Origin of the sequence: Enterovibrio nigricans DSM 22720 (assembly GCF_900167155.1) — a bacterium.
GTDB classification, from domain to species: domain Bacteria; phylum Pseudomonadota; class Gammaproteobacteria; order Enterobacterales; family Vibrionaceae; genus Enterovibrio; species Enterovibrio nigricans.
This window is the reverse complement of sequence record NZ_FUXU01000004.1, coordinates 1-17,007: the sequence shown is the minus strand read 5'-3', so window position 1 is coordinate 17,007 and position 17,007 is coordinate 1. Positions and strand designations below refer to the sequence as shown.

Here is a 17,007-nt window from a genome sequence, read left to right as displayed (position 1 = left end):
AATGAGCAGCAAGGTAAATCCAATATCAATCAAATACACCGCAAGCTACTGATAGTTATGATATTTATTATATTTATTATATTTTTTATTCTTTGAGAACGTTTCATGCGTTAAATCATTCACTTATGAAATACATTCGTGCCGAGCCTGTTAACAAGCCATGGGTGTTTTAGACACTTTTTGGCTGTTTTGGACATAACAGACGATTAATTAAACGGAATAAAAATAATGAATAAGAAACTACTCGCCATTGCTATCGCCACTTCTGCTTTCACTTCTCAAGCGGTTGCAATCGAGCTTTATAATGCAAACGGTTCAACATTCGCGATCGGCGGCCACGTGTCTGTTGCACTGAGCGATTCAGAGAAAGGCGAGCTGGAAGTTATCTCCGCATCACCACGCCTGAACTTCAACGCGACTCACGACATGGGCAACGGTTTTGTTGCTGATGCAAAAGGTGAATGGGCGCTGAACTACCTGACTAACGGTGCAAACGCGTTCACTACCCGTTTGGGCTACATTGGCCTGACGCATGAAAACGCTGGCCGTGTTGTTGTAGGTACCCAATGGGCACCTTACTACAATGCAGTTGCAGCAACTGACAAGCCTATCTCTTACGCAAGTGACTTTACTTACAACGACCACGCTAACCTAGGCACCGGCCGTGCGGACAAAATGGTGAGCTACACCAACACGCTGGCACTGGGTGAGTCACAATCGCTGACACTGGCTGGTGGCTGGCAGGGCGCACATGGCGACTATGAAACTCGCCTGCAAGCAGCAATCAGCTACAAAATCTCTGATTTTGCGGTTAACTACGCTTTCACTACGGGTGATGTAGCTGCTGATAACGCGCAATCTCATATCGTCAGCGCAAGCTACGGTTCTTGGGGTAAAGGCCTTTACGTTGCTGGTGCTTACGCGATGGGTGAGCACATGATCCAAGATCTAGAAGAAACCAACGTGATGGAGCTTCTGGCAGGTTACGCGCTGAACAACGGCGTAAATCTGATCGCAAACTACGAATCAGTTGAAAACAAAAAAGCGGACAGCTCTGTTTATGCGACTGCTGCCGTTCAAGCTGAGTACAAGTTCACTCAGACGTTTGTTGGTTTTGCTGGTTACCAGTTTGGCCTAGATGGTTCAGAAGAAGACAACAACCAGTGGAAACTGGGTGTTCGTTACTACCTGTAATCGAATAAACGTGTCAAACGGGCTTCCCGCTTAACACACGAAAATCCCTGAGCCAGTCTCAGGGATTTTTATATCTATGCCCATGACCGCGTCGCGGTGTATCCCCCGCTCAACCCTTTCGCTACACACGGAAGTAGCAAGTCCAATAAGCCAAAAATTGATCCTCAGGAACCTCCTCTCTTTTATGACGTAATTGCGTTTTTACTAATATGGTTTCGCATCAACACTCTATTTGGAATAAAATATTGATATGCCAGTAAAAACATATTCACCCAAAGACTTGCTAAGGAAACGTGTATGAGGGATGTAGATCCGATCTGCGACATCATTGAACGCATTACAACGTTATTCAGAAATGAAGTTCGCCTTGCTGGCTTAGAATATGGTTTGCATCCTGTTCATTTGGAAGTGCTTTACTACCTCTCTCGCTGCAACCAACTCAGCGACACGCCTGCCGCTGTTACCGAGTTTTTGGGGATCACGAAAGGCACAACATCTCAGTCGATCACCTTGTTGGAAAAAAAAGGGTTTTTGACCAAAGAAAAAGACCCTGTTGATCGTCGCATCACACACTTGCTCTTGTCTAAACAAGGGTTGGCCATTTCACAACAAGCGATTCCACCCGCTTCTATTCGCCGTGGCATAGACAAGCTGGGTGATGCTCAAGATACGCTAAAAACACAGCTTGAGGCCTTGCTTAGGGATATTCAGAAATCAAATAACTGTGCAAGTTTTGGCCTTTGCAAAACCTGCCGTTTTCACAAGCCCTATTCAGATCAGGAATTCTTCTGCGATTTGACCAAGATGACCTTAAACATTTCGGGTGGCGATCTTATTTGTCGAGAACATTCAGAACCTAGCAAAGATACGTTATAAAAAAGCCGGACATTGCAGCAATATCCGGCACCATCTTTATCTCATCTTCCGTCAGATAAATGCGTTATCCAAGATGCAACGTGACACATCCAAATTAATGGCTTCGTGTTCACCTAACGCGGTCATATTGTGTTTTTCTAGCTTAGACACAATAGCCTCAACCGCTTGTTGCTTGCCCATTTCTGCCGCGGAAAAGGTGGTTTCAACACCCAAAGAACGATAAAAATGTTCGATGGCATCAATGGTCTGAGACGCCAGTTCGTCTGACTCCGCCAAACCAAATACGTTGCGGCCCATTTGCTCAAGCTTACTGCGTTTCACGTCTATCTGGTTGCGAAGCAGTGATGGCTGAACAATCGCCAGAGAGCGTGCATGGTCGACGTTCCAAATCGCGGTGATTTCATGTCCAATCATGTGTGTTGCCCAGTCATGCGGAACGCCGGAACCTAACATGCCATTCAACGCTTGGTTTGCCGTCCACATCAAGTTCGCACGCCAGTGGTCGCAGTCTCGCTTTTCAAATTGTTGCCCTAACACCAACAGGTTTTTCAGCAAGGTTTCTGCGTAGCCTTCTTGAACCATGTTTCCTGTCGGATAGGTAATGTACTGTTCACAGATATGTACCCAGGCATCCACAACCCCATTGATAACCTGATGTTCAGGCAGCGACTTGATGACATCTGGGTCTAAAACCGCAAATTTAGGCTGCACTGCTGATGACATGAAACAGAGCTTTGATTGCTCCGCGGCATAGGTGATAACGGCACCGCTATTAGATTCAGAGCCCGTAGCAGGTAACGTCAAAATCGCGCCCAACGGCGTCGCTTCTGTCACGCAATGGCCTTCGGACATGATGTCCCAGCTGTCACCGTCATACTTGGATGCCGCTGCCACAAACTTCGAGCCATCGATCACTGAGCCGCCACCGACTGCCAAAATAAAATCAACGCTTTGTTCTTTAACGATCGCTACCGCTTTGTCGAGCGTCTCACGTGTCGGGTTTGGCTCAACACCCGAAAATTCCAGCCACTTGTGATCGCCCAACGCTGCAGAAACTTGCTCATATACGCCATTGCGCTTGATAGAGCCGCCACCGTAAATCACTAGCACTTTGCTGTTCGCGGGAATCGCCGTTGCAATTGCAGAAATTTGGCCTTGGCCAAAGTGAACAACCGTTGGATTGACGTAGGTAAAATTCATGTCCATTCCTAAAAAAACGCCATAATGAAAAAGGGCCTTTAACTCCCTGTTCCTCGGGATCCTACCCCTTTTCAACGCGCCCGCAACCATTATTAGAGCAGTAAAATCTCTCAGGTTTTATCGTCCGTCCGGCGACTTTTTCCAGCCAAATACTCAAACGAGCAACCGTCCTAAGCCCGCCCACTCAACTGGATTGAATTTGTCCGATTAGCCTGACACCAATATGTTTCCTATAGTAGGAATATGGACTCAGACTTTTGGTGGATATACAGTGATGAATGACAACCTAAAGCGCCTTTTAAGTGTTGCCGAATCCAAGGTAAAAGAAGCTCAAAAGCAAGAGAAGGAGCTTGAGCGAAAAGCACTCGAAGCCGAGTTCATTGAGAAATTTAAAGCCGTGAGCAGCAAGGTGATTACGCCCGCCATGGAGCTTGTCAGCCATCGTTATGAAGACGTCAACAAACGCACGGTGAAGTGCTGTCAGCTTAATTACGACAAAAAGTATCAGCTTCTGGTGCACGACAGAGAGATCCTCTCTATCTCCGCCAACCCTCAGCAAGGAAAAATCGAGGTAGAAGCGAGATACATTTTTTCAGGCGAAGGGAAAACACGTTCAGAAAGTTTTCCTATCGAAGAATTTCAAGAATCACTTGTCGCGATGAAAATCGTGAGGGCACTCTCGCAACGCGGTGCCCCCTTGTTCTGTGAAGTGTCGAAAAAAGTACAATGATTAAACTGAGAGCACCGAATCACGTTTAATCAAAAGTGGCTGAAAACCTCTCACCAATGCGCTGTCCTTCCCTTCAATAGACAGCCTCGCCGCATTCATGCCCATGCTTTCAATCGGATTACGGATGGTCGTCAGTTTCGGGCTGAAATAGCACTCTGGTAACACATCATCAAAGCCGACAATCGACAGCCTTTCTGGAATACCAATGCCATGTTCTTTGAACACTTGCATCGCCGCAGCAGCAAAAAAGTCATTAAACGCCACCAGCGCCGTCACTGGTAATCCTTTGTTAAGGAGGTTATTTGCCGCGGTGACACCACCCTGCTCTCCAAACGGCACTTCTTCAATCCAATCAGGATTAAGGTCTATACCGGCTTCAGTGAGTGCGCGGCAATACCCATTGAAACGATCAGCTTTATCATCAAGTGCCATTTCACAGGAAATATAGGCAATTGCTCGGTGACCTTGATCAATCAAATGCTTGGTTGCGAGGTAAGTCCCTTCGCCGTTATCTAGCCATACACATTGTTCTTCTATGGCGTCTACATGGCGGTTTACGACAATCAACCCTGGCAATTGGTTGGCGAGCTTGGTCAACGTCACATCAGTCATCCCCTTGCTGTGCAGCACAATATTGCGGCACCCTCGCGCCAACAAAACATCAATGGCTTCTTGCTCTCGGCCTTCATCGTATTCACCACTGAGCACCATCAGATTGCGACCGTGCTTACGCGCAATCTTTTCTACTCCCTGAGTCAGCAGGCCATAGAAGGGAGAATTAAAACGGCTCACCACTAAGCCCAACAAGTCATCGCCCTGATTGATTGTGAGTCTTCGGTTCCCCTTTACGTGGAAATCGAGTTCACGCATGGCAGCTTCCACTTTCGCCACCGTTGTAGGTATCACATTGTTGGCCTGATTAATCACTCTCGAAACGGTCGCGATGGAGACGCCTGCTGCTTTCGCAACATCCTTGATGGTTGCCATATGTGTCCTTGATCATACTTTTGAATTATGTAAATTACATTGAAATCATATTGTTTTGCATTGGTGAAATCCATCACGGATTGCAGGTGTTTTACGGATTATTTTAATAATTCGACTTAGAACTGATTTGAATTTTTATTTATCTCTGTTTTTTCTAGCCCTACCGAATGTAAATTACATGAATAACAAAGTAACATCTGCTCCATCTAATGTTTTGGCATTGCTCCCCTTGGTCGCAATGCTTGGTTTTCTGGTGATTGGATACGGCGTATTCGGACTACCTATTGAAAGTCTTCTTCTGGCATCAGCTGTTGTAGCAGCAGGCGTTGCATGGAAAATGGGTTTTAGCTGGGATGACATTCAAAAAGCCATTATCGATCGTCTGGCACAAACCCTTCCTGCAGTATTCATTCTGATTCTGGTCGGCGGCCTGATTGGTAGCTGGATGGTCGGCGGAACAATTCCACTGCTGGTTTACTACGGTCTGAAAGTCATCAGCCCTGAATACCTCGTATTAACGTCATTTCTCGTAACCTGTATGGTGTCTTTATGTACGGGCACGTCTTGGGGCTCTGCGGGTACTGTCGGTGTCGCATTGATGGGCGTTGCAGCCGGTATGGATGCAAACCTAGCCGCTGTTGCAGGTGCTGTGGTGTCTGGTGCCTACTTTGGTGACAAAATTTCTCCGCTTTCAGACAGCACCAACTTTGCGCCCGTGGTGGCAGGTACCGATTTGTACTCGCACATTCAGCACATGCTTTGGACGACAATCCCTGCGTTCATCCTGTCTGCATTGGTGTTTTTCTTTGTGGGTAGTAGCGATGTGTCGGCAGATACTCCTGAAAAAGTGGTTTCGATTCTGGCCAACCTTGAGCAATTATTCTCTTTGAATGTGTTCCTGATTTTACCACCGTTATTAATCCTTTGGGGTGCGGTACGCAAGCTGCCTACGATCCCTCTGATGCTTGCGGCGATTGCAATCGGTGTGCTGAATGCGGTGATTTTCCAAGGCTTCAGCCTACAGACAGCATTGACGGCAATGATCAGCGGCTTCAATGCAAGCATGTTTGCTGGCGCAGGTCTTGGTGATGTAGAGATTGTTAAGGATGTGCTGACATTGGTTAACCGTGGTGGCATGACATCCATGATGGGTGTGGTTCTGCTGGTATTCTGCGCCTTCTCTTTCGCTGGCACACTGGCACTGACAGGCGGTCTGAAAGTGCTGGTAGACACCATGGCAAAAGGCATTAAAGGGACCACCAGCCTGATTGGTGCAACCATCGTCACTACCATCACTGTTGTGTGTACCACCTCTGACGGCAAACTGGCACTGCTTATCCCTTCAGAGCTGTTCCGTGACACTTATAAGAAAATGAAACTGGATGCGAAGAACCTGTCTCGCACCATTGAAGATGCGGGCACCATCATCGAACCACTGGTGCCTTGGACTAACGCGGGTGTATTCATGGCTGCAACCTTGGGTGTATCAACGTTGGATTACCTGCCTTGGGCAATCCAAAACTACTCGGCGATTTTCTTTGCCATGATTTGGGCGGTGACCGGCATCGGTATCGCGCAAGCGAAAGACCACATGAAAAGCGCACAACCTGCTGCGGCTGTGTAGAAGAAAAACCTAAAACAATAACAAATTGAAGCCTTGTCTCCCCAAGGCTTCCACTTTTTCTGAGGACGTTATGGCTCACGAACTGAATACAGTAATTAACCGCTACGGCACCGATTGTCTCAAATGGGACTACATGGAGAAATGGCTGGGCGTCCCAGAAGGCGAGGCGCTGCCAAGCTGGGTCTCTGATTGGGATTTCAAAGCCCCTGACTTTATCACCAAGCCTCTTCAAGAACGTTTGGACCATGGCATTTTTGGCTATTCAGAGCGTAGCGATGAATACTTCAATTCTGTGATTGATTGGTGGAAAGACCGCCATCAAGTGACATTGAAAAAAGAGTGGTTTCACACCACGCCGGGAAGCCTGCCTGCTATTGCGATGTTGGTTGAACGCTGGAGTAAGGAAGGCGAGAAGGTTCTGATTTTAAGTCCGGTTTATCACGCATTTTACCGCACCATCGAGAACACGGGCCGCACCGTTGCCACGTCAACGATGATCAACGACAACGGCTACTACACCATCAACTTTGACGATCTTGAAGCCCAGTTCAAAGACGGTGTGAAAGTCATGATCTTCTGTAACCCACATAACCCTGGTGGCCGAGTGTGGACAGAAGAAGAAGTTACTCGCCTTTGCAAACTATGCCACCAATACGGTGTATATCTAATTTCTGACGAGATTTGGGCAGATATCGTATTCGGCGAAAATACTTTCTTCAGCTGTTTGCGCGTCGACCCAACCTACTTCGAAAAAATGGCTGTGTGTATCGCGGGTACTAAAACCTTTGGCCTGCCGTCTCTGCGATTAACCAACACCATGATCCCTAATGAGAAAGAAGCAGAAGCGTTAAAATCCAAACTCTTGGCCTATGGCATTGATGTGTATAGCGCATTCAGTATTTTGGCCAACCAATCGGCGTACCGTAACGGTAAAGCGTGGGTGGATGACACGCTGCAATACTTAGATGGCAATAATCAGTTATTGGCAGCGTTTGTGCACACCGAGTTAAAACAAGTAACTTATCGTATTCAGGAGTCTACCTATCTAGCTTGGGTCGACTGTCGCGCCATGGAACTGGACGATGAAGAACTCGAAAAGCAACTTCACGCTGCCGGCGTTATTCCGACCATGGGCTACAACTTTGGAGAAGAGGGGCGCGGCTTTATTCGTCTGAACTTGGGCTGTCCAACATCAGTACTAGAGGAAAAAATTCGCCGTCTTCGCACTGTATTAAAGTAAAACAATGCCTTTTAGGTGGGCCGAAAGGCCCACCGCGCTTCACCATCAACACTTCATCTGCAAGCGATCCACAATCAAAGTAACGCGAATCTCACCTGCCTATTGGTATTCATCAACTACAATTACCCAAAGCCCAACCGCCGTCACGGTGCAGCAAGTACGCGTTAAAGATGCTGTGATAGAATAAAGCCTTCAGCCTGATTTCTGAGGTCTTATGGCCAACCTTTCACACCTAATTACCCGCGCGCAGTCATTATGCGAACAACGTGGCGTGCGAATGACAACGCAACGCGGACGGGTCTATGAAATTATTATCCAAAGCAAACGTGCGATCAGTGCTTATGATTTGCTGGATAAATTGAGAGAAACCGAGCCTCAGGCAAAACCACCAACGGTTTACCGAGCACTCGATTTTCTGCTTTCTCAAGGGTTTGTACATAAGGTCGAGTCAACAAACAGCTTTATTGCTTGCTGTCATCTCGGTCACGAACCGCATTGCTCTCAATTGTTAATCTGTGATTCATGCGGTACGGTAGAAGAATGCCACGCTGATGCGCTATCTGATGCACTTCAGGAAAGAGCACATCAGGTTGGCTTTAAAGTGATCAATCACGTCGTTGAAACACATGGAACTTGTCACACTTGTCAGGTGGCGACACAGAAAATGCAGTAGGACGGTGAATTAACATTATGCGCGCAGAATTTATAAATCCATTTTTATCTTCATTGGTCAATGTGCTGACAACGATGGCGCAACTCGAAATCACGCCGAGGAAGCCACAAGTTAAAAAGTCAGAAGTTGCCAAGGGCGATGTGTCTGGTCTTATTGGGATGGTGGGAGCGCAAACGAAAGGTTCTTTTTCTGTGACTTTCGAAGAAGATCTTGCGCTGGAAATAATGAGTCGCATGCTGGGTGAACGCCCAAGCTCGATCAATGCCGATGTCACCGACATGGTGGGCGAAATTACCAATATGGTCACGGGTGGCGCTAAACGTATTCTGGCTGAGAAAGGCTTTGATTTCGATATGGCGACACCCATTGTTGTTTCGGGTCGCGAGCACACCATCACCCACAAGAGCGAAGGCCAAATCATTATCATGCCGTTTGAGTCAGAATTTGGCCGAGCGTACATTGAAATATGTTTTGACTGAATATGCTTTTCGCTCATAAAAAAACGCCGCAGATTTTGCGGCGTTTTTTATGTCAATCACAGTCACTCGCTGGTCGCACTATGCGCGCCACTGCTTGAACGTGTTGATCAGGCCATTGGTTGAACTGTCATGGCTATCCACTTCATCTTGGTCAGCCAGCTCTGGCAAGATTTGGTTCGCCAATTGCTTACCCAACTCCACACCCCACTGATCGAAGCTGAAAATATTCCAGATCACGCCTTGAGCAAAGATCTTGTGCTCATACATGGCAATCAACGCACCCAGTACACTTGGCGTGACTTGCTTAACCAGAATCGAGTTAGTTGGGCGGTTGCCTTCAAACACTTTGAACGGCACCAGTGCAGCCACTTCTTCTGCGGATTTGCCCGCTGCTGCAAATTCTGCTTCAACTTGCTCTCGCGTCTTACCAAAAGCCAGCGCTTCGGTTTGCGCAAAGAAGTTAGCCATTAACTTAGGATGATGATCGCTCAGCGGGTTGTGGCTGATTGCAGGTGCAATGAAATCGCATGGGATCAACTTAGTGCCCTGGTGGATCAATTGGTAGAACGCGTGTTGACCGTTCGTACCCGGCTCACCCCAAATGATAGGGCCTGTTTGGTATTCCACTGGATTGCCATCACGGTCTACGTACTTACCGTTTGATTCCATATTGCCTTGTTGGAAGTACGCAGCAAAACGGTGCAGATACTGATCGTAAGGCAGGATCGCTTCGGATTCGGCACCATGGAAGTTGTTGTACCAAATGCCAATCAACGCCAGCAACACTGGCAGGTTTTCAGTAAACGGCGTGCTTTGGAAGTGCTTGTCCATCTCGTGCGCACCAGACAGCATCTCAATAAAGTTGTCATAACCCACAGACAAGCAGATAGACAAACTAATTGCTGAACACAGCGAGTAACGGCCACCAACCCAGTCCCAGAATTCGAACATGTTGTCAGTGTCGATACCAAACTCAGACACAGATGCAGCGTTGGTAGATAGCGCGGCGAAGTGCTTCGCAACGTGCGCTTGGTCTTGTGCCATTTCGAGGAACCAGCCACGCGCAGACAACGCATTGGTCATGGTTTCTTGAGTGGTGAACGTTTTCGACGCGATCAGGAATAAGGTTGTTTCTGGGTTCAGATCCTTCAGCGTTTCCGCGATGTGTGTGCCATCAACGTTAGACACGAAGTGCAGGTTCAGGCGCGTTTTGTACGCCGCCAGCGCTTCGCTCACCATATAAGGACCCAGATCTGAACCACCGATTCCGATGTTGACCACATCGGTAATTTCTTTGCCGGTGTAACCTTTCCACTCACCGCTGATCACACGATCTGAGAACGCTTTCATTTTTTCCAGAACCGCATTCACGGCTGGCATCACGTCTTCACCGTCCACCATGATTGGTGTATTGCTACGATTGCGCAGGGCAACGTGGAGCACTGAGCGGTCTTCAGTCAGGTTGATCTTGTCGCCACGGAACATCGCGCTGATTGCGTCTTTCAGCTCGGTCTCATCTGCCAGCGCAAACAGTTTGTCCAATGTCTGCTCACTGATCAGGTTTTTTGAGTAATCCAGCAGAATGTCATTACCGAACTGAACAGAGAATTTGTCAAAACGATGAGGGTCGTTGGCAAAAAGCGAGGTAAGGGTCAAATCCTGCGCATCTTCAAAGTGAGCAGTCAGCGCTTTCCACGCTGCTGTTTGCGTCGGATTGATGGACTTCAACATAATTATTGTTCCTTTGTAGACAAAGTCTGTTCCGTGGATACTGTCATGCCACGTTTCACAGAGGTCGACCGCTTTCATAGAAGCAGCCTTCAGATTCGCGTAATGTTACGATGTCATTCGCATCGATACTAGGCTCTACACACAAACAACCTGTCTCGCCAAGTTGAGTGGGTGTAAATGTTGTCACGATTGCATGGCAATCTTTTTGCGCTAGGTCAGTGTTCGTATCATAACCAACACTGGGTTATTCAGTCGCCCAAGACTTTAACCAATTTCAGTACTGCAGGGTGTTTTAAATGTGGATACAAAAAACCTTTACGCTTCGCGCTCGACCTCGTGGTTTTCATCTGATCACGGACGACGTACAACAAAACCTGCCTGAGCTTTCCGATATCCGAGTTGGTATTCTTCACCTTTTCATCCAGCACACCTCCGCGAGTCTCACGCTAAACGAAAACGCCGATCCAACCGTGCGTGCTGACATGGAAGCGCACTTTAATAAGTTTGTGCCTGAGCGTGCGCCTTATTACCAACACACGTATGAAGGTGATGACGTACGGGTTATATAGACACGGATTATCGTACCGGGTTATGTGGTGGCTATATAGACATCAGGTTTCTTAGTTAATAAACTTTCTTACAGAAAAATCCTATAAATCTTCATTAAGCATTTTCTGAAGGCTTAATCATCCAGATACTTAGTAATAGATGTTGCAGAACTATAAGTATGATGTTTGCTCTGATCTGCTCTTTACTGGCAAACATCTAGTTCTTTAAAGCCTGAACTTACCCGATAGCCTCTCTTCTAATTGTGGCGACAGGGTGAGAAACAGCTAAATATTCCTGCTGATAAAGAGTGAACAACAGCGATGTAAACCTTGTAATGCAACACTATGTTATCTTCCCTTGATTTGACAAAGTCCACACTCAAGAATCTAGGCAAACGGTTATTCTTTTTTAAAACGGAGTTCATCAAGTTCCTCCGGTACTTCCAAGATTACATTTTCATCGGCTGTTAATAAGCCGCCATCTTTATAGCCGTAGATTGGCTCATTAAAACTTGAATTTAGTATGCTCTGTCGCTGCTTCTCGATTTCTTTAAGGGAAAGTGCCATATCCTTTGGACAAGGTGACCGTCCCCACCAGTTCAAAAGCAGTTCTATTTTATGCTTTGGTGGTAAGTCTTGCAGAATGCTATTCATGAGTGTGCAGCATGCAACTTGGTTGGTAAATCCTTGGTAATCTCCCATTGAGCTTGGAATGATGTGTTCAATAGATGCATCACGCTCAAGAAGCGGCTTTCTACAGTAAAAGCAAAAGCCACCTTGCCGGTGAATCAAAGTGTTTAGCTTCATGTTGTTATCCAAGTGTATTGAAATCGTAATATCAGATTAATGCAAAATGAGCGACATATCCCGTGGTGATATAGACTACATTTGGTGATAGTTCTGTCTTTTAGGCAGAGCAATTATGAAAGATCCGCGCTTGGTCGCTTTTGGTGAAAAAGTTCGTCAAACGAGAAAAGAGAAAGGTTTATCTCAGGAAGCGTTGGCTGATCTTGCAGGGATCGACCGTAGTTATATGGGACACATTGAACGAGGTGATCAGAACATTACCCTCACCAAGATCTATCAGATATCTGAAGCTTTGAGGGTGTCAGTTTCCGATTTGATTTCTGATTAAGTGTGCCCCCCCAATGCGAGAAGGGCATTTAATTAGTCTGCTAAAAAAACCGAGATTAGCCTGCCACAAGGGGTAACGTCGGTAAGCATTTCAGTACCTACAGTTAATGACGCAGTGCATGAGAACGATGAGAACTTTACGTTAGAGGCTTGGGTCGCCACCAACAAGAGTGATCTGAGCTCTGCCAGCGTCACCATTACTGACAACGATCCGGCTGAAGTGGGAATGAGGCTGTGTAGTAATGGTAGTTGGACCACACCAACGAACTCGCTAACTTGGTGTTCAGAAAACGATGACGTGACATGGATTGGGGACTACCACAATTCAACGCACACCTCTCGCTATGAAGGTGCAATTGATGGATTATCGATTGGCTCTGCCAGCACGCTGAATTACAAGATCCTATCAACACAAGATATTGGTGGCCTATCTCGATTCACGGTTGAGATGGACTATGGAAGTGGATGGGTCGTTGTGGGCAACTATCAATCAAGAGTGTACTCGAAACCAACGACTGTTTCTTATACCTATGACTTTACGCCAGTATCCACGCAAGCCAACTTCAGGCTCACCTGGAATATCACTTCAGATCGTCCTGATGGCGGTGACGATATTTCCATCGGACTCGAAAACGTGACTTGGTAATTCTGCCGCAATATGAAAGAGGCCAACGTTAAACGTTGGCCTCTTTCTTGTTAGAACGGTTGATTGATCATCACCCGGAACAACCCTTCTTCGCTGCCCCATGCCATTTCCGAACGCACCACAATCCCTTCTACCTGAAAGCGCATTCCTGCCCCCGCACTCCATTTCATGTCTTCATGCAGGGTTTTCAGATTGTAATCATCGGCCACGCGGCCCACGTCGGCAAACAACACCCATTGCCACCATGGCACATCGTACCAATTGAACACGGGTACATCACCGAGCGGTTGCCACTCAGGGATCACGCGATATTCCATGCTATAGCTCAGTGCAGAGCGGTCAGCGAAACGGCCAGTCTGGAAGCTTCGAAGACGATACAAACCGCCCAGTCTTACGCTTGCAAACTCAGGCGGACGATTAAATTCCGCCTGCCCATTAATATGAGTAATGTTGTTCCAGCTAGGCGTATCAGCGGTGTAGATATTCAAAGCAAACACCTGCTCTTTTGCCATAGCCTCCCACTCACCCAAGCGCCAATACCAGCTTTGGCTCGCTTCCCATTTCCACCAATTAGCACGGTTGTCAGAGCCGGGGTCTACCGTCACGATAAACTCACTCAGGCTACCTTGAGTCGGGTTGGTAGTGCTGTCTCGGTTATCCCATTTAAAGCGGGTTTCTAGTCCCCACACTTCCGAGTTATCAGAAAACGCACTCGGTATGTCTGCACCAACTCCGGTAAGGTTTTGCGCTTTGTAAAAAGGGCGAAAATCAATAGACGATACACCGCTGTTCCATGGCACATTGCCATCAACTGAACGCTTGGGGATTAACGCCGCACGAATTGGATTCTCTTGAGCAGCCCCCCAAGGCAAGATGTAGCGCACAGAAAGGTGGTGCTGCGCTTCTCGGCTGTCCAATTTAATTCGGTCATCGAAAGTGGAATCATTCGACGCGGCGTTACCTAGGTAATAGTCAAACTGCTTATAATCCGCTTCGTAAAACTGCCCACCAAACAGCCACCGACTATCGGCTGCTAACACATAGTTATTGGCCGCAATAAAACTCAGCCAAGTCCCCGTGGAAGAGCCCAATCCCGCAGCAAATAAAGACGCTTGCGGCTGCCCCGCGCCTTTCCATAATCCGGCCATCCCCGCAGAAAAACCCATCACTTCAGTAGAAAAAGCAAACGGGACAATTTCAATATCTAAGGCTTTGGGCGGTTGCTTTTCAGCCATCGCCGTCATTGGCGAACAAAAGAAAGCCGTAACCAGCGTTACGGCTTTAGACAATGATTTATTCAAGACAACCTACAACATGATTCAGGTGTATACGAGTTCGACACGGGAGGTCAGATTGGTTACGAGTTCATAGCCTATCGTTCCGATGTGACGCGCCACTTCTTCAACAGGGAGATCTCCCCCCCAAAGCACCACTTCATCGCCCACACGATCGGTCGAATCCGGTCCAAGATCCACGGTGAGCATATCCATAGAAACGCGGCCAACCAAGGGGACCTTACGTCCATTGACAAGTAACGGCGTGCCATCTGGTGCAACGCGTGGATAACCATCGCCGTAACCAATCGCCACCACACCAATCTTGGTGTCACGGTCAGCAAACCAACGTGCGCCATAGCCCACAGGTTCGCCTTTTTTGTGGTCACGCACCGCAATCAAGCTCGATGTCATGGTCATAACCGGTTTCAAACCAAAATCAACACCGCAACGCTCAGACATTGGCGAAATACCGTAAAGACTGATGCCCGGACGCACATAGTCAAAATGACTTTCTGGCCAGATCAAACACCCTGATGAAGCCGCCAGTGACTTAAAGCCTAGCTGTCCATTAGTGAGTGTTTTGAAGACATCAATTTGCTGCTGAGTGAACGGCTTTTCCGGTTCATCGGCACAGCTAAAGTGGCTGATAAAGTGCAGCGGTTTTGCAACGTTTGGACAGGCGTTCAAACGCTCGATGAACTCAGGCACGCTCTCTGGGCGAACGCCGAGACGATGCATACCAGTGTCAATCTTCAGCCATACATGAAGTGGATGCTCCAAGTTGGCTTTTTCCAGTGCTTCGAGTTGCTCGGTGCAGTGAACGGCAGTTTGCAGATTGTGCGCTTCCAGCATCGGCAATTCAGCTGATGAGGAGAAGCCTTCGAGCAACATGATTGGCTTGATGACGCCACCAGCTCTGAGGCGAACCGCTTCTTCAAGTCGTGCGACGCCGAAACCATCAGCTTGGCAAGACAGGGCTTTCGCCACCTCCACCAAGCCGTGACCATAGCCATTGGCTTTCACTGCAGCCCATGTGCGGCTATTGGGTGCCATAGCTCGGATAATGTCGATATTGTGGTTTAACGCACCGGTATGGATCAAAGCGGTCGCTGCTTTCATAACACCTCAGACTTACTCTTCATCAAATGCAGGACCTGCATAGTTATCAAAGCGAGAGTACTGGCCTTGGAAGGTCAGGCGTATAGAGCCGATAGGACCGTTACGCTGCTTACCGAGGATAATTTCGGCGATGCCTTTTAGCGGGCTTTCTGGGTTATACACTTCGTCGCGGTAGATGAACATGATCAAGTCAGCATCCTGCTCGATCGCACCTGATTCACGCAAGTCGGAGTTAACAGGGCGTTTGTCTGCACGTTGTTCCAGCGAGCGGTTAAGCTGCGACAGGGCGACAACGGGCACGTTCAATTCTTTCGCCAACGCTTTTAGCGATCGGCTGATTTCGGCAATTTCAAGGGTACGGTTATCTTGCAGACCTGGTACACGCATCAACTGAAGGTAGTCGACCATGATCATGGACAGACCGCCATGCTCACGCGCCACACGTCGTGCACGAGAGCGCACATCTGTCGGCGTCAGGCCGGAGCTATCATCGATGTACATATTGCGCTTTTGCATCAAGATGCCCATGGTCGATGAAATACGTGCCCAGTCTTCATCATCAAGCTGACCGGTACGGATTTTGGTTTGATCGACACGAGACAACGACGCGAGCATACGCATCATCAACTGTTCGGCGGGCATCTCCAGCGAGAAAATGAGTACAGGTTTATCCTGATCCATCGCGGCGTTTTCACACAGGTTCATCGCGAACGTGGTTTTACCCATGGAAGGACGGGCTGCCACAATGATCAAATCAGAGCCTTGGAGACCCGCAGTTTTCTTGTTCAGATCAGAAAAGCCGGTTGAAACCCCTGTCACACCATCTTGCGGTGACTTAAACAATATTTCGATACGCTCAAGGGTTTTCGACAAAACGTTGTCGATGTTTTGCGGACCTTCGGTTTCAGAGGTACGGGACTCAGCGATGGCGAAAACCTTGCTCTCTGCCATATCAAGCAAGTCTTCTGACGTGCGACCATCAGGCTCATAACCCGCATCGGCAATTTCATTTGCCACACCAATCAGGTTACGCACCATCGCACGTTCACGAACGATATCCGCATAAGCGACAATGTTCGCTGCACTTGGTGTATTTTTAGCAAGTTCTGCAAGGTAAGCAAAGCCCCCGACGTCTTCCAGTGAACCATGCTTTTCCAAATGCTCAGAAAGCGTGATCAAATCGAGTGGATGACCATCATCGAGCAATCTCTTCGTGCTTTCAAAAATCAAACGGTGTGGCCGACTGTAAAAGTCAGTCGCAATCACCTTTTCGGAAACACTGTCCCAACGCTCATTGTCGAGCATAAGGCCACCCAGTACCGATTGTTCCGCTTCCAGAGAATGCGGCGGCACCTTCAGGGCATCTACCTGACGGTCTTTGGGTTTATTGGAATTAAATTGCTTGCTGCGTTGCTCTGCCATATTACTTATTACCTTGTCATTGCGCAGGCCATTATATACTCAAACAACGGCTTTGTTGCTTAATTCGGTTGGAAGACATGGCAGCCTAAAGTTGTTCGGTTCTTAAGCAATATACTGAGTTTCAGGC

At 47.7% G+C, this 17,007-nt stretch carries 15 protein-coding genes and 2 pseudogenes; 10 read left to right on the top strand and 7 right to left on the bottom strand.

Translation table 11 applies throughout. The annotated features are described in order from the left end of the window. The first annotated feature begins 228 nt into the window (after positions 1-228). Together B5D35_RS02410 and B5D35_RS02405 are read left to right on the top strand one after the other, a co-directional pair. On the top strand, positions 229-1,194 hold the full coding sequence (locus B5D35_RS02410; RefSeq protein ID WP_078751020.1) for a porin: 966 nt from the start codon (positions 229-231) through the stop codon (positions 1,192-1,194). Between the two features lie 297 nt (positions 1,195-1,491). Continuing rightward, a complete protein-coding gene (locus tag B5D35_RS02405; protein ID WP_078751019.1) occupies positions 1,492-2,070 on the top strand; it encodes a MarR family winged helix-turn-helix transcriptional regulator in 579 nt (192 codons plus the stop codon). Positions 2,071-2,121: 51 nt separating this feature from the next. Here the strand turns inward: B5D35_RS02405 and B5D35_RS02400 are convergent, their stop codons facing one another. Continuing rightward, a complete protein-coding gene (locus B5D35_RS02400; RefSeq protein WP_078751018.1) occupies positions 2,122-3,270 on the bottom strand; it encodes an iron-containing alcohol dehydrogenase in 1,149 nt (382 codons plus the stop codon). Between the two features lie 274 nt (positions 3,271-3,544). Here B5D35_RS02400 and B5D35_RS02395 point away from each other — a divergent pair, with 274 nt between their 5' ends. Continuing rightward, positions 3,545-4,000 (top strand): hypothetical protein, encoded by a 456-nt coding sequence (locus B5D35_RS02395; RefSeq protein ID WP_078751017.1) that lies wholly within the window; start codon positions 3,545-3,547, stop codon positions 3,998-4,000. On the opposite strand, the gene B5D35_RS02390 is transcribed toward B5D35_RS02395, so the two are convergent. Beyond that, entirely contained in the window at positions 4,001-4,987 is a 987-nt protein-coding gene (locus B5D35_RS02390; protein ID WP_078751016.1) for a LacI family DNA-binding transcriptional regulator, read from the bottom strand. A 178-nt stretch (positions 4,988-5,165) separates the two neighbouring features. Between B5D35_RS02390 and nhaC the strand changes: the two genes are divergently transcribed. The 4 genes from nhaC (at position 5,166) to B5D35_RS02370 (ending at position 9,003) form a co-directional block, all read left to right on the top strand. After that, positions 5,166-6,611 (top strand): Na+/H+ antiporter NhaC, encoded by a 1,446-nt coding sequence (nhaC, locus tag B5D35_RS02385; RefSeq protein ID WP_078751015.1) that lies wholly within the window; start codon positions 5,166-5,168, stop codon positions 6,609-6,611. 70 nt (positions 6,612-6,681) lie between these two features. Then, on the top strand, positions 6,682-7,851 hold the full coding sequence (locus tag B5D35_RS02380; protein ID WP_078751014.1) for a MalY/PatB family protein: 1,170 nt from the start codon (positions 6,682-6,684) through the stop codon (positions 7,849-7,851). A gap of 214 nt (positions 7,852-8,065) precedes the next feature. Then, positions 8,066-8,524: a zinc uptake transcriptional repressor Zur gene (gene zur, locus B5D35_RS02375; protein ID WP_078751013.1), complete on the top strand. Its 459-nt coding sequence runs from the start codon at positions 8,066-8,068 to the stop codon at positions 8,522-8,524. 17 nt (positions 8,525-8,541) lie between these two features. Continuing rightward, positions 8,542-9,003 carry a chemotaxis protein CheX gene (locus B5D35_RS02370; protein ID WP_078751012.1) on the top strand — a complete coding sequence of 154 codons (462 nt, stop codon included), beginning with the start codon at positions 8,542-8,544 and terminating at the stop codon, positions 9,001-9,003. 78 nt (positions 9,004-9,081) lie between these two features. Here B5D35_RS02370 and pgi read toward each other — a convergent pair whose 3' ends face one another. Further along, a complete protein-coding gene (gene pgi, locus B5D35_RS02365) occupies positions 9,082-10,734 on the bottom strand; it encodes a glucose-6-phosphate isomerase (protein WP_078751108.1) in 1,653 nt (550 codons plus the stop codon). Positions 10,735-11,030: 296 nt separating this feature from the next. Between pgi and B5D35_RS02360 the strand changes: the two are divergent. Continuing rightward, positions 11,031-11,288, top strand: a pseudogene (locus B5D35_RS02360) (secondary thiamine-phosphate synthase enzyme YjbQ); the annotation flags it as partial. A 393-nt stretch (positions 11,289-11,681) separates the two neighbouring features. On the opposite strand, the gene B5D35_RS02355 reads toward B5D35_RS02360, so the two are convergent. After that, positions 11,682-12,089 carry an HNH endonuclease gene (locus tag B5D35_RS02355; RefSeq protein ID WP_078751010.1) on the bottom strand — a complete coding sequence of 136 codons (408 nt, stop codon included), beginning with the start codon at positions 12,087-12,089 and terminating at the stop codon, positions 11,682-11,684. A 115-nt stretch (positions 12,090-12,204) separates the two neighbouring features. Here B5D35_RS02355 and B5D35_RS02350 point away from each other — a divergent pair, with 115 nt between their 5' ends. After that, on the top strand, positions 12,205-12,417 hold the full coding sequence (locus B5D35_RS02350; protein WP_060780585.1) for a helix-turn-helix domain-containing protein: 213 nt from the start codon (positions 12,205-12,207) through the stop codon (positions 12,415-12,417). A 48-nt stretch (positions 12,418-12,465) separates the two neighbouring features. Beyond that, positions 12,466-13,062: pseudogene (locus tag B5D35_RS02345) on the top strand (hypothetical protein); the annotation flags it as partial. Between the two features lie 50 nt (positions 13,063-13,112). Here B5D35_RS02345 and B5D35_RS02340 read toward each other — a convergent pair. The 3 genes from B5D35_RS02340 to B5D35_RS02330 all read right to left on the bottom strand — a co-directional run bounded on the left by B5D35_RS02340 (position 13,113) and on the right by B5D35_RS02330 (position 16,880). Next, positions 13,113-14,306: a BamA/TamA family outer membrane protein gene (locus B5D35_RS02340; RefSeq protein ID WP_078751009.1), complete on the bottom strand. Its 1,194-nt coding sequence runs from the start codon at positions 14,304-14,306 to the stop codon at positions 13,113-13,115. 75 nt (positions 14,307-14,381) lie between these two features. Further along, positions 14,382-15,458: an alanine racemase gene (gene alr / locus B5D35_RS02335; RefSeq protein WP_078751008.1), complete on the bottom strand. Its 1,077-nt coding sequence runs from the start codon at positions 15,456-15,458 to the stop codon at positions 14,382-14,384. A 12-nt stretch (positions 15,459-15,470) separates the two neighbouring features. Beyond that, positions 15,471-16,880 (bottom strand): replicative DNA helicase, encoded by a 1,410-nt coding sequence (locus B5D35_RS02330; protein WP_078751007.1) that lies wholly within the window; start codon positions 16,878-16,880, stop codon positions 15,471-15,473. Positions 16,881-17,007: the final 127 nt, after the last annotated feature.